A 16,601-nucleotide genomic window follows, 5' to 3' on the forward strand; every position below is an offset into this window, starting at 1 on the left:
ACGTGTCAGGCCGGGCGTGTCCGGCCGGTCAGGCGTCCGGCCGGCCGGAAGTGCCAGGTGGCTCGGCGGTCCGGCTCAGTTGCTGGAGACGGTCACCTTCTGGTCGTTCTTCAGCTCGTCCACCAGGGTCTTGACCTTCGCCTCGTCCCAGCGGACGTTTCCGCCGATGAAACCGGCGACGGGCATGTTCATGGAGGTGCCGTCACCGCCGCTGACGCCCTTCATCGCCCAGAACATGGACGCCAGGTCCCACAGGCTCATGTCCTTGTCGACGATGAGGGAGTCCAGGCCCGCGCCCATCGTCGGGTAGAACTTGAACGGGTTGAGGACCGTCGTCGGGGTGGCGACCTCGTGGGCCAGCGCGGAGAGGAACTTCTGCTGGTTCTTGGTGCGCTGCAGGTCGGAGGCGGCGAAGGCGTGCCGGGTGCGGACGAAGGCCAGGGCCTGCTCGCCGTTCAGCGTCTGCTTGCCGGCCTTGAAGTCGGCGCCGGACCACTTGTCCTTGAAGGGCTTGTCGATGGTCATCTCGACGCCGCCGACCGAGTCCACGATGTTGGCGAAGCCGGCGAAGCCTATCTCCACGTAGTGGTCGATGTGCAGACCGGTGTTGTACTCGATGGTGCGCACCAGCAGGGTCGGGCCGTCGTAGGCGTAGGCCGCGTTGAGCTTGTTCTGCCCGAGGGGCCCCTTGATCTTGCCGGACTCCGAGCCGCGGAACTGCGGGATCGTGACGTTGGAGTCACGCGGCAGCGAGATCAGCGTGTCCCCGTTGTCCCCGACGTGCAGGATCATCATGGAGTCGGTGCGCTTGCCCTCGGCGGAGCCGGTGTGCAGCTTCTTCTTGTCCGCGGCGGAGAGGCCGTCGCGGCTGTCCGAGCCGACGATCAGGTAGTTCGTGCCCTTGCCGGCCTCCGGCCGGTCGATGACCTTCGACAGGTCGACCTCGCGGTTGAGCTTGGAGTCGGCCCAGAAGTAGGTGCCCACCGAGGTGACCACGAGAAGGGTGACGAGCGTGATCGCGGTCCACTTGATGCGGCGGCGCCAGTTCGGCGCGGGCCGCGGCCCGCGGGTGCGGCCCGCGCCCGGACCGGTCGGCCCGCCGGGACCGCCGCCCGGCCTGCCGTAGACATGTCCGGTGTTGTAGCCGCTGTCGTAGTCCTGGCCGTCGTCGTAGCCGGGGCCCTCACCGCCGTCGACGTACGACGGCTGCTGCGGGACGCCGTACGGCGGCGCCGTGGGACCCTGGCCGCCGGGGCCGCCGCGCCCGCGCTGCCCGGGCGGAACCGCCGGACCGCCGCGCCGCACCTGGCGCATCACCCGCGCGCCCTCCGGCTGCGCGCCGGCGCTGCCGCGTCCGTAACCGGGTCCGCGGTTGTCGTCGGACCACCCCTCGGGCCAATCATTCATGTGGCCCAGTGTGCCGGGCCGCGGGGTGTGCCTTACAAGGGCCGTCGGAAAATAAGGTCACGGCTGTTGCCAAGCTGACACAAATTCCCCGGATGACGACGCGGCATAAGGTGGAGCCCATGACAGATCAGGCCACCGTCGCGGAATCCGGAACTCCGGAGATACCGGGCAAGCCGACCTCGGCGTCCCGGACCACCCTCAGCCACATCATGACCCACAGCGACACCAACCTGCTGGGCACGGTGCACGGCGGGGTGATCATGAAGCTGGTCGACGACGCCGCGGGTGCGGTGGCCGGGCGGCACAGCGGCGGGCCCGCCGTCACCGCCTCCATGGACGAGATGGCGTTCCTCGAACCGGTCCGCGTCGGGGACCTGGTCCATGTGAAGGCCCAGGTCAACTGGACCGGCCGGACCTCCATGGAGGTGGGCGTCCGGGTGCTGGCCGAACGCTGGAACGAGTCCGCCCCGGCCACCCAGGTCGGCTCCGCCTACCTCGTCTTCGCCGCCGTGGACGCGGACGGCAAGCCCCGCGCGGTGCCGCCGGTGCTGCCCGAGACCGAGCGGGACAAGCGGCGCTACCAGGAAGCCCAGATCCGCCGCACCCACCGCCTGGCCCGCCGTCGCGCGATCAAGGAGCTGCGGGAGCAGCGGGCGGCGGAGGGCATCGAGGACTGAGGCACCGCCCCGGCCCTGACGCGCCCGGCCGGTTCCCGAGGCACCGCCGCGGCCGGTTCCGCGGGCCCCGCCGCGGTACCGGAGACCCCGCACCGGTTCCCGGCCCCGCAGGCCCCGCGCCGGTTCCCGGCCCCAGCCGGTGTCACAGGTCCCGGCGTCCCGCCTCGGCGGCGGACGAGGTCCCGGCAGCTCTGCCCTGACCCGGCGCCTCGCCGGTCTGGCAGGTTCCGTCCCGGTCCCGGCGCCCCGCCGGTCCAGCAGGTTCCGTCCCGGCCCCGCGCGTCTCAGTCGCACGCCACCTGGTCGCCCCGCACCACCTCGTTGGCGTCCTGGACCGTGGTCCGCACGCGCACCTTCCGCACCTCGCGGAAGCCGCTCCCGGCGATCACCCGCAGCGTGGCGCCCTGCCCCGGCACGGGCCGCAGCTCGCTGCCCGGCAACGCCGCGGCGAGCGACCGGGCCGAGCGGTCCCAGCGGGGGTCGTAGAGCACGACGGTCCGCTCGACCCCGCGTTCCTTCGCGTCGACGGGCGCCTTGGTGGTGCTGAACCCGGCCCCGGCCAGCGCGGTGTCCACCCGCCGGGCGAGTCCGGCCGTCCCGGTGCCGTTCTCCACCTGGACCCGGATGCGCTGCGGAGGGACCTCCACGGCCGCGGTGCCGTCCGGCGTGCGGGCCGGTCTGCGCACGGCCAGCGGACGGTCGTCGCGCAGTGCGCGGAAGAGCCGGTCCGCCTGCGCCCGGTCCCACTTCACGGTGGAGCCGAGCCCCTTGACCGGGAAGGACGTCTGGGCGACGGGGACGGTGGTGAACTCGGACGAGGACGGCGAGAAGTTGCGCATCGCCCGCCCGAGGTCGAGCAGCTCGTCGGTGTGGAAGCCCTGGTCGGCGCGGACCGAGCCGAGCACGGCCCGGGTCACGTCCCGGAACTTCATGGGGTTCAGCAGCACCCGGGAGGAGGTCGCCCGGTCGATCAGCGCGGCCAGGAAGAGCTGCTGGCGCTTCATCCTGCCGAAGTCGCTGGCCCCGTCGACGTGCCGGGAGCGGACGTACTGCAGCGCCTGGCCGCCGGTGAGCGTGTGGACGCCCGCGGGCAGGTCCAGGCCGGTGTAGGTGTCCTTCATCGGCAGCGCGGTGCAGATCTCGACACCGCCGAGGACGTCCACGGTCCGCATGAAGGTGGTGAAGTCCACCTCGAGGTAGTGGTCGATCTTCAGGTGGGTCATGCTCTCGACCGTGCGCACCGTGAGGCCCGGGCCGCCCTCCGCGTACGCCGCGTTCAGCTTGACGGGGTGCGGCGGGTGCTGCTTGCCGGTGTTCCGGTCGAGGTGGGCGGGCAGGTCGACGTAGGAGTCCCGGGGCAGGCTGACGACGCTGGCCCGCTCCCGGTCCTGGGAGAGGTGCACGATCATCATCGTGTCGGTGCAGTGGCAGGGCTGGCCGCCGAGCCGGTAGCGCTGCCGCTCCTGCTCGCTGATCTTGTCGCGGCCGTCGGTGCCGACCAGCAGGACGTTCATGCCGTGGCCCGTCGGAGGCCGGTTCTTCATGTCCTTGAACGGGTCGATCCGGGTGATGTCGGCGTCCAGGCTGGAAACCACCGCGTGCCCGATCCCGGCGGAGGCGAGGACCACCACGGAGACCGTGGTCGCCGCCCGCATGGCCCAGCGCGGCCTGCGGCGCGGCAGGGGCGCGTACGGCGAGCGGGCCGCCCGCGAAGGTGCGGCGGCGGGCTGCCGCGCTCCGCGCCGCGGGGGAGCGGGCGGCCGGGGCGGCCGGGGCGACGTGGTGGACATGGGGGACACCTCCGCATAGGGCGTGGGTGGACACCGTGAGCACCGTAGGCCCATACGATCTGCTGCCCGGCCAGGCGGACCCCGCGGCGCGCACCGGTGTCCCCCGTTCGCGGTAACGTGAGCACCGATGAACGCCAACTCCGACGTGCGGTTCCCCGCCGTTTCTGTGATCATGCCCGTCCTCAACGAGGAGCGGCATCTGCGCGGGGCCGTCGAAGCGATCCTCGCGCAGGAGTACGACGGCGAGATGGAGGTCGTGATCGCCCTGGGTCCGTCCACGGACCGCACGGACGAGATCGCCGCCCAGCTCGTCCGCGACGACCCGCGCGTGCACACGGTCCCGAACCCCACCGGCCGCACCCCCGCCGCGCTCAACGCCGCGATCAAGGCCTCCCGCCACCCGATCGTGGTCCGCGTCGACGGCCACGGGATGCTCTCGCCGGACTACATCGCCACGGCGGTGCGGCTCCTGGAGGAGACCGGCGCGCAGAACGTGGGCGGCATCATGCACGCCGAGGGCGAGAACGCGTGGGAGCACGCGGTCGCCGCCGCCATGACGTCGAAGATCGGTGTCGGCAACGCGGCCTTCCACACCGGCGGTCAGGCCGGCCCGGCCGAGACGGTGTACCTGGGCGTGTTCCGCCGCGAGGCGCTGGAGCAACAGGGCGGCTACAACGAGGAGTTCATCCGCGCCCAGGACTGGGAGCTGAACTTCCGCATCCGTGAGGCGGGCGGCCTGATCTGGTTCTCGCCCGACCTGCGGGTCTCCTACCGGCCCCGGCCGAACGTGAAGGCGCTCGCCAAGCAGTACAAGGACTACGGCCGCTGGCGGCACGTCGTCGCCCGCTATCACGAGGGCTCCATCAACCTGCGCTACCTCGCCCCGCCGACCGCCGTGTGCGCCATCGCCGCCGGGATCGTGGTGGGCGCCGCGGTGACCCCCTGGGCCCTCGTCGTCCCCGGCGGCTACCTGGCGGCCATCGTCGCCGGTTCGCTGCCGGCCGGGAAGGGCCTGCCCCTTGCGGCACGCCTGCGCATACCGGTGGCCCTGGCCACCATGCACATGTCGTGGGGCTGGGGCTTCCTGACCAGCCCGAAGTCCCTGGCGAAGCGAGTCATCGCCTCCCGGCGGCCCGCGGTCGTCACCACCGGCTGAACAGCCGTCCCGCCATGCGAGGGGCCCCTCACCGCGCCGCGGTGAGGGGCCCCTGCGCATATGGACCCGCTCCTACCACCGGTAGGGCGCGTACACGTCCATGCACTGCGTGGTGTCAGCGCCGTTGATGGCGTCGGAGTTCTCCGGGATGTCGCCGGCCTTGGGGGCCTTCTGCTTCGGGTAGCTGCTGCCCTGGCGCCAGTCCGCGCCCACGACGACGGTGACACCGGAGACGTCCGTCGACTTCTCCACCGACGTCGTCGGGATGCCGAGAGCGGTGGCGACCCGCTCGGCGTCGCCCTTCAGCTCGGCACTCGGGTAGCGCACGACCGTCTCGGACGCGGACGGGGTCACCGAGCTGTCCGCGGCCGCCTTGCCGAAGCCTTTCTGCGCCAGCTCCTGGCTGATGGCGGTCGCCCGGTGCGGGACGGCGGCGAGGGTGGAGGTGCCGGTGCCGTTCTGCACCGCGACGCCGATCTGGCCGTCCGGGTGGGCCGGCTGTGTGGCGGGCGGGGTCTTGTCACCGCTCTTGCCGGCGTTCTTCTTCGCGTCCTCGGGCTTGCCGTGGGAGTCGAAGGCCACGTCGTCCCGGATCAGCTTCCAGACCTTCTGGGCGTTGGCGCCGTCGGGGACGACGTGGTCGCGGTTCTGCGGGTCCTGGACGTTGGGCATCGTCGTCATCGTGATGCGGTCGGTGGGGACCGTCTTGAGCTGCATGCTCAGGTCGTACAGCTTCTTGGGGGTACCGATCTCCTCGGACACCCCCAGCGACTTCGTGGCCGCCTCGGTCAGGTTCAGCAGCCGGCCGGTGTCGGTGAAGATGCTCTGGCTCTTGAGCGTGCGGATCATCGAGTTCAGGTACATGTGCTGGGCCCGGGCCCGCAGCAGGTCACTGCCCCAGGCGTGCCGGGTGCGCAGCCACTGGAGGGCCTGCACGCCCTTGACCTTGTGGGTACCGGCCGTCAGTTTCAGACCGGAGCCGCCGTGCGCGGCGGCTGTCGAGCGGTCCCACACGTTCTGCTTCACGCAGACGTCCACGCCGCCGATGGCGTCCGCCATCTTCACCACGCCCGCGAAGTCGATCGTCATCCAGTGGTCGATGTACACACCGGTGAGGTTCTGCCAGGTGGCCAGCGTGCAGCCGGCTCCGCCGCGCGCGAGGGACTCGTTGATGATGGTGTTGACCGGCGGATACTCCTTGCCGGTCTTCGGGTCCCTGCACTTGGGGATGTCCACGCGGGTGTCGCGCGGGATGCTCACGACCTCGGCGCTCTTGCGGTCCGCGGCCAGGTGGATCAGCATCTGCACGTCGCCCAGCGGCGGGCTGCCGCGGTTCTCCCGGCTGCCGCCGAGCGCGACGTTGGCGTCGGAGTTGCGGCTGTCGGAGCCGATCAGCAGGATGTTCACGGGCGTCTGGCCGTCGGCGTTGGCCTTCGTCTTCTGGGCCTTGGAGTCGCCGCTGTCGCGCTCGCCCTTGCGTATGTTGCCGTTGAGATGCTCGTAATAGAGGTATCCGGCGCCGGCCGTGCCCAGTATGACCACCGCGAGCACCGTGGCCGACCAGCGCAGCACGCGCCGTCTGGGTCCTCTGCCGCCGGTGCCCCGGCCGCCGTTGCCCCGTCCGTGTCCGCTTCCGCCCCGACGGCTGTGTCCGCCTCCGGCGCTCTTCTCGTGCTGCGCCAGAGGCATCGTGTCCTCGACCGCGGGCCCCTCCCCGCGCAGACCGCTCTGCGTCAACTCCCCATCCTCCCCGCCCTCATGTCATCGAACAGGCCTGTCGTACGCCGTGTTAGACGTACGACAGGCCCGTCAGGTCACACGGTGCGCTCAACTGGCGCACTGAACCTTGTCCGCCGTGTGCTGCCCCTCCACCGTGGGTGCCTTCTGGGGTGCGGTGAGTGACACTCCGGCGCCCTTGTAGTCCTTGCCCAGGGTCAGCGTCATCGCGGGCAGGCCCTGGGAGTTGGTCACGCTCTCGCCCGGCTTCAGCGCGGATCCCGGCAGCCCCATGAGCGCGGCCAGTTCACGGGCCTGGGCGGCCTGGTCGGGCGCGTACTCCAGCGTGGTCCTGGCCAGCTTCTCGGGCGCGTTGCTGCCGTTCTCCGACTTGAGCACGCCCTGCTGGTTCTGGAGCCAGGTGAGGGTCTCCTGTGCGGCGCCGGCCTTGGCCCCGCCGTTGAGGATGCGCACCCGCACCTCGGCGGCGGCCGACCGGGTCCCCTTGAGCCGGGCCGCCTGCGCGTCCTTCGCCTGCTGCTGCTTTTTCTTCACCTCGGTGAAGGAGACGTCGCTGCCGATGGCGTCGAAGACCTGGGGGGCCTGGCTCTGATTGACGATGACCGTCTTGTGCACCGGGCCGTCGTCGGGGTTGTCCAGCACCGGCACGGTCAGGAAGGTGATGTTCTTCGTCGGCACCTTCCTCAGCTCCAGCGCCACGTCCTTGAGCGTGCTCGCCTTGCCGATGCCGGTGTCGACGGTCAGCGACTTGGTGGCCGCGTCGGCCAGGTCGTACAGCTTGACCGGGTTGGTGAGGGTGTCGCTGGAGGCCATCTTGCGCATCAGCGAACTGAGGAACTGCTGCTGCACCTTGATCCGGTCCAGGTCCCCGTGGTTGCCGAAGCTGTGCCGGGTGCGGACGAACGCCAGCGCCTGCTCGCCCTCGATCTTGGACGAACCGGCGGGCAGGTTCAGGTGCGAGTCCTTGTCGTTGACGGCGTGCTTGAGGCACACCTCGACGCCGCCCACCGCCGACGTCAGGGTCTTCACCGCGTTGAAGTCGGCCATCATGAAGTGGTCCGGGGAGATGCCGGTGATCTCCTTGACCGTGCGCATCGTGCAGCCCGGGTCGCGGCCGTCCTGGCCGAGGCTCTCGTTGAACCGGACCTTCGACGAGCCCGGGATGACCTTGGTGCTGCCGTCGGGCTGCTTGGTCGGGCAGTCGGGGATGTTGACGATCAGGTCGCGGGGGATGCTCAGCGCTGTCGCGTTCGTACGGTCCTTGGCGACGTGCAGCAGGATGTTGGTGTCCGCGTGGCCGACGCTGCCCTTGTCGCCGTAGCCCTCGTTGCCCGCGCCGGTCCGCTTGTCGGTGCCGATGACGAGGATGTTGAAGGCCTCGTCCTTGCTGAAGCCGTCCTTGGCCGCGCTGCCCACGTCGGTGGTGGTGACGTTGCCCTCGAGGTGCTTGAAGATCAGGTAACCCGCGGTGCCGACCCCGACCAGGACGAACGCCATGGTGCCGCCGGTCCACATCAGGACCTTCTTGGTCCTGGACTTCTTCTTCTCCGGGCGGCGTCCCCGCCGGCCGGGCGGCTGCGGCTCCTGGGCGGGTGCGCCGCGGCGGCGGCGCGGACCGGGCACGGTGGGCGCCGGGGCCGTCTCGTGCGCCTGCTCCTTGCCCGCCGGGACACCGCGCCGGCCCGCGGCGGCGCCCTGCGCCCCGGGGGCGGAGGATCTGCGCGGGCCCGGGACCGCCGACTGCGGAGGGGAAGGATTCAGTCGCAGTTCGTATTCACCAGTGGCCGGATTGAGTACCCACTGGTCTGCGGGATCGATGTTGTCCGCCCGCCCACGGCCTTGCGCGTCCACGGTTGTCCGAACCCTCCGTCGGGGCCACGCGGCGCCTTCCCCCCAGGCGCTCAGGTCTGGTTCACAGTGCACGACCCCAGGGTGACCTCGCGGCCGGTAGCACCGGATCGCTCACACTATCCGGCCTGTTGAGGCCTGAGCGACGTCGGTGACGAATTCCACGCCCCTACAACTGGGCAATCCGCCCATTTCCCTGGACAAAAGTTCGCCCTTGGCCGCAGTTTTACCCGCAAGGTTCCTGAGCGGCGCTATTCCGGTGAGGACAGGGGCGGGTGAGGGCGTCACGCCGGGGGCGCGGACCGGGCCGGTCGCGCCCCCGGCGCGCCCGCGGAAAAGCACTGAACGTAGTCGTACGGCTGCGGAGCCGATTCCCCGGCCGGGGATCTCCGGCCGGGAAAGCGGGAACGCCGGCCGGCCCGGAAGGGCAATCCGCGCAGCGGAATTACCGCACTTCGCGTCGCAATCCCGTGAGATCTCCCCGGCCGCCTCCGCCGGCCGGCCCCGGGCGGCTTCCGGGCCTTGGATCCGTGGCGCCCAACTCGGGCCGGTCGTCCGGTGGTTCACGTCTTCACGGCTGACGGACGGTCACGCGGACGCGCGCGCCCGCGGAACGCAGGTCACCGCGCGGTCGCCGTGATCCGTTCGCTCTCGATGCGCTTGGCCAGGCCGGCCTCGTCCAGCCGGTCCAGGTTCCGGCACAGGACGACGGATCCACCGGCCGCGAGCGGTGCGTACAGGCCCGCGCTCAGCCCCGCCCAGGTGTCGTACGGCAGTCCCGACAGCAGCCGGGAACCCGGTCCCGTCAGGTCCAGTCCGGGCGCGTCCGCGCGGGCCCGTTCCACGACCTCGGCCGCCGTGTACTCCGCACCGGCCACGATCAGCGCGGGCGCCTCCGGGTCCACGGGCGCGAACGGCGCGAACCGGTCGCCCTGTCCCGGCACCTCGACGGCGTAGTCGGCGAAACCCGCGGGCGGCTGCGGGAACCGCCCGCCCAGCGGCCTCAGCGCCAGCGCGACCCGCTCGCCCGTGCAGGCACGCGCCGCCTCCAGCGTGTCCGGCCCGCTGACGACGACATCGGCGGCCGCCGGGTCCCCGCCGGCGTCCGCGATCACGCCCACCGACGCGCACGCCAGCAGCCACACCGCCGTCTGCCAGTGCGCGGGCAGCAGCAGCGCGACCCGGTCGCCGGGCCCCGCGGCGAGGTCCCCCTGGAGGAGGTTCGCCGTCTTGGCCACCCAATTGCCGAAGGTGGCCACGGACAATTCGACGCGTTCGCCCGTCGCGTCGTCGTAGAAGGTCACCAGGGGGCGTCCCGGGTCCGCGGCGAGCGCGGAACGCAGCAGGTCGGCAGGGGTGCGTTCGGTGGCGTTCACCCGCGCAAGCGTACGCGGCGGCGCGCGCCCGCACCCGGGGACGGCGGCATCCGGTGGCCCGTGGGGCCACCGGTTCGGGGGAACGACACCCGACGCACCGTCAGTTCGTAGATGGACATATATGTCTGACTATGTCCAAGATCAGGGGCATGCGTCGATACGGATTCCTTGCGTCCTCGATCGGTGTCACCTGCGTGGCCGGCCTCGCTCTCGCGCCCGGACTGCCCGCGGCCGCCGCGACGGCCACGGCGGCGGGAGCGGCGGTGCCGCGGGCGGCGGCACACCTCGCCCCGGCCGCCGCCCCGGCCGCCGTTCCCGCCCAGGCCCCGGCCGCCGCCCCGGCCGCCGCCCCGGCCTCCGTTCCGGCGACCGTGCCGGCGGCCGTCCCCGGCAGCACCCAGTCCCTGCCCCTCGCCCCGCGCACCGAGGGCCGCGTCCGCGGCCGGGCCCGTGGCGCGGCCCTCGCCGCCGCCCCCGAACAGGGCCTGTACCGCGCGGACGTCCGCCACTTCTCCCTGGTCGGCGTCGTCTGGGACAACCCCGGCACCGAACTCCACGGCACCGTCCAGATCCGCACCCGCTCCGCCGCCACCGGCGCCTGGTCCGACTGGCAGGACGTCGACACCCACAACGCCGACCACGGCGCCGACCCCGGCACCGCCGAGCGCGCCGCCGGCCACGTCCGCGGCGGCACCGCCCCGCTGTGGGTGGGCGACAGCGACGGCGTCGACGTGCGCGTCCGCGCGGACACCGGAGACCGGGAGGCCGGCGCCCCGGCCGATCCGCCCGCCCCGCTGCCCTCGGGCCTGCGCCTGGAACTCGTCGACCCCGGCGACACGTCCGCGGCGGACTCCCAGGCCGACCAGCCGCGCACCGGCGAGCCGACCGAGGCGGCGACCGCCGCCTCCGCCGCCAACACCGGGCTCGCCGCCCTCGGCGCCACCGAGATCCCGGCGCTGGACCGCGCGGGCACCGAACGCGAACTGCTGGAGCTGCGCGGCGGCGAACTGACCGACGCCCAGCGGGCCGAGCCGCACATCGGCGCGCGCCCGCGCATCGTCACCCGCCGCGGCTGGGGCGCGGACGAGTCGCTGCGCTCCCGGGGGTTCGTCTACACGAAGAAGGTGAAGGCGGCGTTCGTCCACCACACCGCGACCGGCAACAAGTACCGCTGCTCGCAGACCCCCTCGGTCATCCGCAGCATCTACCGCTACCACGTCAAGAGCATGGGCTGGCGGGACATCGGCTACAACTTCCTGGTCGACAAGTGCGGCACCGTCTACGAGGGCCGCGCCGGGGGCGTGGCGAAGCCGGTGCTGGGCGCTCACACGATGGGCTTCAACAGCAACAGCGTGGGGATCGCCGTCATCGGCACCTACAGCAAGTCCAAGCCCTCCTCGGCCGCCGTCAAGGCCGTCGCCAAGCTCGCCGCCTGGAAGCTGGGCCTCTACGGCATGAATCCGCGCGGAAAGACATACCTGAAGTCCGGCGGTGGCAACCTCTATCAAAAGGGAAAGAACGTACATCTGAACGTGATCTCCGGCCACCGGGACGGCTTCGCCACCGACTGCCCCGGACGGAAGCTCTACGGCAAGCTCGGCACGATCCGCTCGACCGCGGCGCGCTATCAGGGCCGCTGAGACCGGTCTGCATACACTGGCCGGCCGAAAGACAGCTCGGCCGGTCCCGGCAGGAAGCAGAGACGACAGGTGACAGAAGCGATCCTCCTGGTCGGCGGCAAGGGCACCCGGCTGCGCCCGCTCACGGTGCACACTCCCAAGCCCATGGTGCGGGCGGCCGGCGTGCCGTTCCTCACCCACCAGCTGGCGCGGGCCAGGGCGGCGGGCGTCGAGCACATCGTGCTCGCCACCTCCTACCTGGCCGAGGTCTTCGAGCCGTACTTCGGTGACGGCTCCGCCCTCGGACTCCACCTGGAGTACGTGACGGAGGAGGAACCGCTCGGCACCGGCGGCGCCCTGCGCAACGTCGCCCCGCGGCTGCACTCCGCCCCCGACGAGCCGGTCCTCGTCTTCAACGGCGACATCCTGACCGGCCTGGACATCCGCGCCCTGGTGCGCACGCACGAGGAGACGGGCGCGGACGTCTCCCTGCACCTGACGAAGGTGGCGGACCCGCGTGCGTACGGCCTGGTCCCCACGGACGACACCGGACGGGTCCTCGCCTTCCTGGAGAAGCCGCAGACGCCGCAGGAGATCGTCACCGACCAGATCAACGCGGGGGCGTACGTCTTCAACCGCTCCGTCCTCGACACGATCCCGCCCGGGCGCCCGGTGTCCGTGGAGCGCGAGACCTTCCCCGGTCTGCTGTCGGCCGGGGCCCATCTGCAGGGCATGGTCGACTCCACCTACTGGCTGGACCTCGGCACCCCGGCCGCCTTCGTCCGCGGCTCGGCCGACCTGGTCCTGGGGCGCGCCCCGTCCCCGGCGGTCCCCGGCCGGTGCGGCGACCGCCTCGTCCTGCCCACGGCCGTGGTCGCGCCCGACGCCAAGCTGACCGGCGGCACGGTGGTCGGCGAGGGCGCGTTCGTCGCCGAGGGCGCGCGCGTGTCCGGCAGTACGATCCTGCCCGGCGCCGTCATCGAACCCGGCGCCGTCATCACGGACTCACTCATCGGCGACCGCGCCCGCATCGGCACCCGCTCCGTGCTCACCGGCGCGGTGATCGGCGACGGCGCGGTCGTCGGCGCGGACAACGAACTGCGGGACGGCGTACGGGTGTGGTGCGACGCCCGGATCCCGGCGGGCGCGGTCCGCTTCTCCTCGGACCAGTGACGTCCGCAGCCCCGATCATCCACCGCCGGACTGCCCCGGCCCAGCGGGCCTGGTGACCTGCGCGGGGCCGGCGGGGCGGGCGGGGTCAGAGGGGCGGCGCGGCTCAGGGGCCGGGTGGGCCGAGGGGCTCCGGGGACGGGGCGGCCCAGGGGGCGCGTGGGCCGAGCGAGCCGAGCCGGCTGAGCGGGTCGGACGGCCTCACGGCGCGTCAGGAAGCCCGGCGAGGGGAGCGGGCTCGGCGCGGCCGGGTGAACCGGGCGGGCGGCCGGTCAGGGGCCCAGGCGCTTGAGCGGGCCGAGCCGGGCCAGGGGGCCGAGTGACCTCAGCGGCGCGTCCGGGCCCGCTGGTCTCAGCGGGACGGGTCGGCCGGCCCGAAGGCCGAAGCCGGGACCGTGTCTCACAAGCGCCCCATGTCCCGCACCGGCATCCGTGGGGCCCGCCGTGGCGGCACGCGCCCGCTCAGCAGGATCAGCCGGGCAGCCCGGTGCCGCTGCCCGGCGTAAGGCTCCAGCAGCCGCAGCATCCGCGCGTCGTCCGCCTCGCGGTCCCCGGCCAGCGCGAAGCCCACGATCCCCGGCAGGTGCAGATCCCCGACCGTCACCGCGTCCGCCGCGCCATGACTGCGCTGCACGGTCTCCGCCGACGTCCACGGTCCGATCCCCGGCACGACCTCCAGCCGTTCCCGTGCCGCCCCCGCGGGCATCCGCAGCGTTTCCTCCAGCCGCGCGGCCACCCGCACCGCACGCAGCACCGTCGACGCCCGCTTGTCGTCGACCCCGGCGCGGTGCCAGTCCCACGAAGGGATCAGCGCCCAGGTACGCGGCTCGGGCATCACGTGCATCTGTACGGGCACAGGTCCGGGCGCCGGTTCCCCGTACGTGCGCACCAGCGTCCGCCACGCCGCGTACGCCTCGACCGTCGTGACCTTCTGTTCCAGGACCGACGGGATCAGCGACTCCAGCACCAGCCCGGTCCGCGTCAGCCGCAGTCCGGGCCGGCGGTGCCGGGTCAGCGCGAGCAGCCGGTGCCGGGGCACGAACTCCGACGGGTCGTCGGCCGCTCCGAGCAGTTCGGGCAATTGCTCCAGCAGCCATGCGGCGCCCGGCCCCCAGGCCTGCCCGCACACCTCGCCGCCGCGCGCGGACACCCGGAGCGTCCCCGGCCCCGCCGGGGTGCGGCTGGCCCGCCACACGGATCCGTCGGGCATCGCGCGGAACGTGGGATCGCCCGGACCGCGCCGCAGCGGCCCGAGCACCAGCCCGAGGTCCAGCGGCCCGTCCGGCACCCAGGTCCGTACCCGCGCGGGGGCGGCCGCCTGGTGCGGCACGGCCCCGGCGCGGGCCGCTGCGGCGGGCGCGCCGGCATGGCCGCCGCGCACGGTGGTGCGCGCGGGCCGCGGTCGCGGGGCGAAGCGTCCTGCCACGAATCAGATCCCAGGGTCGCCGGTGGTGCGCTACGAGCCTAAGCGGTCACCCGCGCCGGCCGGGACGCCTCACCGCACGCCCTCTCACCGCACCTCGATGAACGTCCCGGCGTCCCGCTCCGCGCGGGGCTTCGGCGGCTCGGCCGGGTGACCGACCGCCACCGCGCCCATCGGGTCCCAGTCCGCGGGCAGCTCCAGCACCTCGCGCACCACGTCCCGGCAGAACATCGTCGAGGACACCCATGCCGAGCCGAGGCGCTCCCCGGCCAGGGCGACCAGGAGGTTCTGCACGCCGGCGCCCGCGGCGACCACGAACATCTCCCGCTCGGCACCGTCGCGCCGCGCGTCGCCGTAGGTGTGCGAGCCGTCCATGACCACGCACGGGACCACCAGGTACGGGGCCCGGCGCAGAACGTCCCCGCGGCGCACCCGCTTGACGATCGACTCCTCGCTCTTGCCGTCCCGCCGCAGGTCGGCGATCCAGGCGTCGCGCATCGCGTCCAGCAGCCGGGTCCGCGCCCCCTCGGACTCCAGCAGCACGAACCGCCACGGCGTGGTGTGGTGCGGTGCGGGCGCGGTCACCGCCGCGGCCACCGCACGGCGTACCGCACCGGGGTCGACGGGCTCGTCGGTGAAGGACCGCACGGTACGCCGCTGGGTCACCGCCTCCCGTACGGCCTCGGAGGTGCCCAGCCGGAACATGTCGTCGCGCGCCTCGCGCACCAGGGCGCGCGCCCCCTGGCCGTCGCCGTCCGCCATGAGCGTGTGCCCCAGACCGCGCACCACGGCGACGGGCAGTCCGGCGGCCTTGCCCTTGACCAGGTCACCGGCGGCGGCCAGTTCGTCGGCGGTGGCGACGACGGTGGCACTGAGCGGGTTGCCGTGGGCGTCGGTGCCGCCGCGCAGGTCGTCCAGGACGCGCAGGCCTGCGGCGCCGATGGCGACGTCCGTGAGCCCGGCCCGCCAGGGGCGGCCGAAGGTGTCGGTGACGACGACCGCGACATCGACACCGAGGGCGGCGCGCAGACCCTCGCGGATCGCGCGCGCGGAGGCGTCCGGATCCTCGGGCAGCAGCAGCACCGTGCCCGACGGGGTGTTGGAGGCGTCCACCCCCGCTGCCGCCATGACGAGGCCCTGGCGGTTCTCCACGATGCGCAGGGGGCCGCGGCGCGCCACGACCCGGACGGTCTCGGCGTCGATCGCGGCCTCCCGGTCGGCGGCCTCGACGACACGTCCCTCCGCCTTGGAGACGATCTTCGAGGTGACCAGGAGCACGTCCCCGTCGGCCAGGGCGGGCTCGGCGGCGGCGATCAGCTTGGCCAGGTCGTCCCCCGGGGCCACCTCGGGGATCCCGGGCACGGCCCACACCCGGAAGGCGGGCGCCGCCGCACCCGAGGGGCCGTCCGCCGGCGGCGTCGCGCTCATGCTCCCCGCACCTCCTCGGCGAGGGCCAGCGCCTCCCGCGCCATCTGCGCGGTGGCCTCGACGTCGGTCATCATCAGGGGCACCGCGCGGCAGCGGATCCCGGCCGTCTCGATCCGTTCCACCGCGCCCGCGTCGACGGTGTCGACGAGCCAGCCGTCGAGCAGCCCCGAACCGTAGTGCTCGGCGACCGCCGCGGCGGTGGACTCCACACCGACGGCGGCGAGGACCTTGTCGGCCATCCCGCGCACGGGCGCGTCCCCGACGATGGGGGACAGGCCGACCACCGGCACCCCGGCGTCGGCGATCGCCTCCCGGATGCCGGGGACGGCGAGGATGGTGCCGACGGAGACGACGGGGTTGGACGGCGGGAAGAGGATCACGTCCGCCTCGGCGATCGCCTCCAGGACACCCGGCGCGGGTTTGGCCTGCTCGGCGCCGACCGGCACGACGGCCTCGGCCGGGACCGACGCCCGAAGCCGCACCCAGTACTCCTGGAAGTGGACCGCCTTGCGCTCGCCGTCGATGTCCACCGCGACGTGCGTCTCCACCCGGTCGTCGGACATGGGGATCAGCCGCACGCCGGGCTTCCACCGGTCGCACAGGGCCTCGGTCACCGCGCTGAGCGGATAGCCCGCGCCCAGCATCTGGGTCCGCACGATGTGCGTGGCGAAGTCCCGGTCGCCGAGCCCGAACCACTCCGGCCCGACGCCGTAGGCCGCGAGCTCCTCCTTGAGGTGGAAGGTCTCCTCCGCCCGGCCCCAGCCCTGTTCCTCGTTGATGCCCCCACCGAGCGTGTACATCACCGTGTCGAGATCCGGGCAGACCCTCAGCCCGAAGAGGTGGATGTCGTCGCCGGTGTTGCCGATGACCGTGACGTCCGCGTCCGGCACGGCCCGCTTCAGACCGCGCAGGAACCGGGCACCACCGATGCCGCCTGCCAGAACCACAATGCGCATGGGGCAAGTCTGGC

12 protein-coding genes are annotated in these 16,601 nt (G+C 72.9%); 4 read left to right on the forward strand and 8 right to left on the reverse strand.

Annotated elements, in window-relative coordinates; genetic code table 11:
* Positions 1 to 75: 75 nt before the first annotated feature.
* Positions 76 to 1,407: an LCP family protein gene (locus IG64_RS06370; protein WP_078883822.1), complete on the reverse strand. Its 1,332-nt coding sequence runs from the start codon at positions 1,405 to 1,407 to the stop codon at positions 76 to 78.
* A gap of 119 nt (positions 1,408 to 1,526) precedes the next feature.
* On the opposite strand from IG64_RS06370, the gene IG64_RS06375 reads away from it, so the two are divergent.
* A complete protein-coding gene (locus IG64_RS06375; RefSeq protein WP_037852924.1) occupies positions 1,527 to 2,084 on the forward strand; it encodes an acyl-CoA thioesterase in 558 nt (185 codons plus the stop codon).
* 284 nt (positions 2,085 to 2,368) lie between these two features.
* Here the strand turns inward: IG64_RS06375 and IG64_RS06380 are convergent, their stop codons facing one another.
* A complete protein-coding gene (locus IG64_RS06380; protein WP_078883823.1) occupies positions 2,369 to 3,874 on the reverse strand; it encodes an LCP family protein in 1,506 nt (501 codons plus the stop codon).
* A gap of 127 nt (positions 3,875 to 4,001) precedes the next feature.
* Between IG64_RS06380 and IG64_RS06385 the strand changes: the two genes are divergently transcribed.
* On the forward strand, positions 4,002 to 5,030 hold the full coding sequence (locus tag IG64_RS06385) for a glycosyltransferase family 2 protein (RefSeq protein ID WP_037852928.1): 1,029 nt from the start codon (positions 4,002 to 4,004) through the stop codon (positions 5,028 to 5,030).
* Positions 5,031 to 5,102: 72 nt separating this feature from the next.
* On the opposite strand, the gene IG64_RS06390 is transcribed toward IG64_RS06385, so the two are convergent.
* The 3 genes from IG64_RS06390 to IG64_RS06400 form a co-directional block, all read right to left on the reverse strand.
* A complete protein-coding gene (locus IG64_RS06390) occupies positions 5,103 to 6,719 on the reverse strand; it encodes an LCP family protein (RefSeq protein ID WP_037853000.1) in 1,617 nt (538 codons plus the stop codon).
* A gap of 138 nt (positions 6,720 to 6,857) precedes the next feature.
* Entirely contained in the window at positions 6,858 to 8,618 is a 1,761-nt protein-coding gene (locus IG64_RS06395; protein ID WP_078883824.1) for an LCP family protein, read from the reverse strand.
* Between the two features lie 617 nt (positions 8,619 to 9,235).
* Positions 9,236 to 9,991 (reverse strand): TIGR03089 family protein, encoded by a 756-nt coding sequence (locus IG64_RS06400; protein ID WP_037852932.1) that lies wholly within the window; start codon positions 9,989 to 9,991, stop codon positions 9,236 to 9,238.
* A gap of 131 nt (positions 9,992 to 10,122) precedes the next feature.
* Here IG64_RS06400 and IG64_RS06405 point away from each other — a divergent pair, with 131 nt between their 5' ends.
* Together IG64_RS06405 and IG64_RS06410 are read left to right on the forward strand one after the other, a co-directional pair.
* Positions 10,123 to 11,631 (forward strand): peptidoglycan recognition protein, encoded by a 1,509-nt coding sequence (locus IG64_RS06405; RefSeq protein ID WP_037852934.1) that lies wholly within the window; start codon positions 10,123 to 10,125, stop codon positions 11,629 to 11,631.
* A gap of 69 nt (positions 11,632 to 11,700) precedes the next feature.
* Positions 11,701 to 12,783 carry a nucleotidyltransferase family protein gene (locus IG64_RS06410; RefSeq protein ID WP_037852936.1) on the forward strand — a complete coding sequence of 361 codons (1,083 nt, stop codon included), beginning with the start codon at positions 11,701 to 11,703 and terminating at the stop codon, positions 12,781 to 12,783.
* A gap of 397 nt (positions 12,784 to 13,180) precedes the next feature.
* Here the strand turns inward: IG64_RS06410 and IG64_RS06415 are convergent, their stop codons facing one another.
* From IG64_RS06415 to cofD, 3 genes are all read right to left on the reverse strand, one after another.
* Positions 13,181 to 14,206, reverse strand: a complete 1,026-nt coding sequence (locus IG64_RS06415) for a DNA-3-methyladenine glycosylase family protein (protein WP_199811521.1) — start codon at positions 14,204 to 14,206, stop codon at positions 13,181 to 13,183.
* Between the two features lie 84 nt (positions 14,207 to 14,290).
* Positions 14,291 to 15,631 carry a coenzyme F420-0:L-glutamate ligase gene (locus IG64_RS06420; RefSeq protein WP_037852938.1) on the reverse strand — a complete coding sequence of 447 codons (1,341 nt, stop codon included), beginning with the start codon at positions 15,629 to 15,631 and terminating at the stop codon, positions 14,291 to 14,293.
* Complete coding sequence (gene cofD, locus IG64_RS06425) at positions 15,628 to 16,587, reverse strand: 2-phospho-L-lactate transferase (RefSeq protein WP_037852940.1); 960 nt, start codon at positions 16,585 to 16,587, stop codon at positions 15,628 to 15,630. Before cofD ends, IG64_RS06420 begins: the two co-directional genes overlap by 4 nt.
* Positions 16,588 to 16,601: the final 14 nt, after the last annotated feature.

This window comes from Streptomyces sp. NRRL S-340 (assembly GCF_000720185.1).
In the GTDB taxonomy this organism is placed as follows: Bacteria; Actinomycetota; Actinomycetes; order Streptomycetales; family Streptomycetaceae; genus Streptomyces.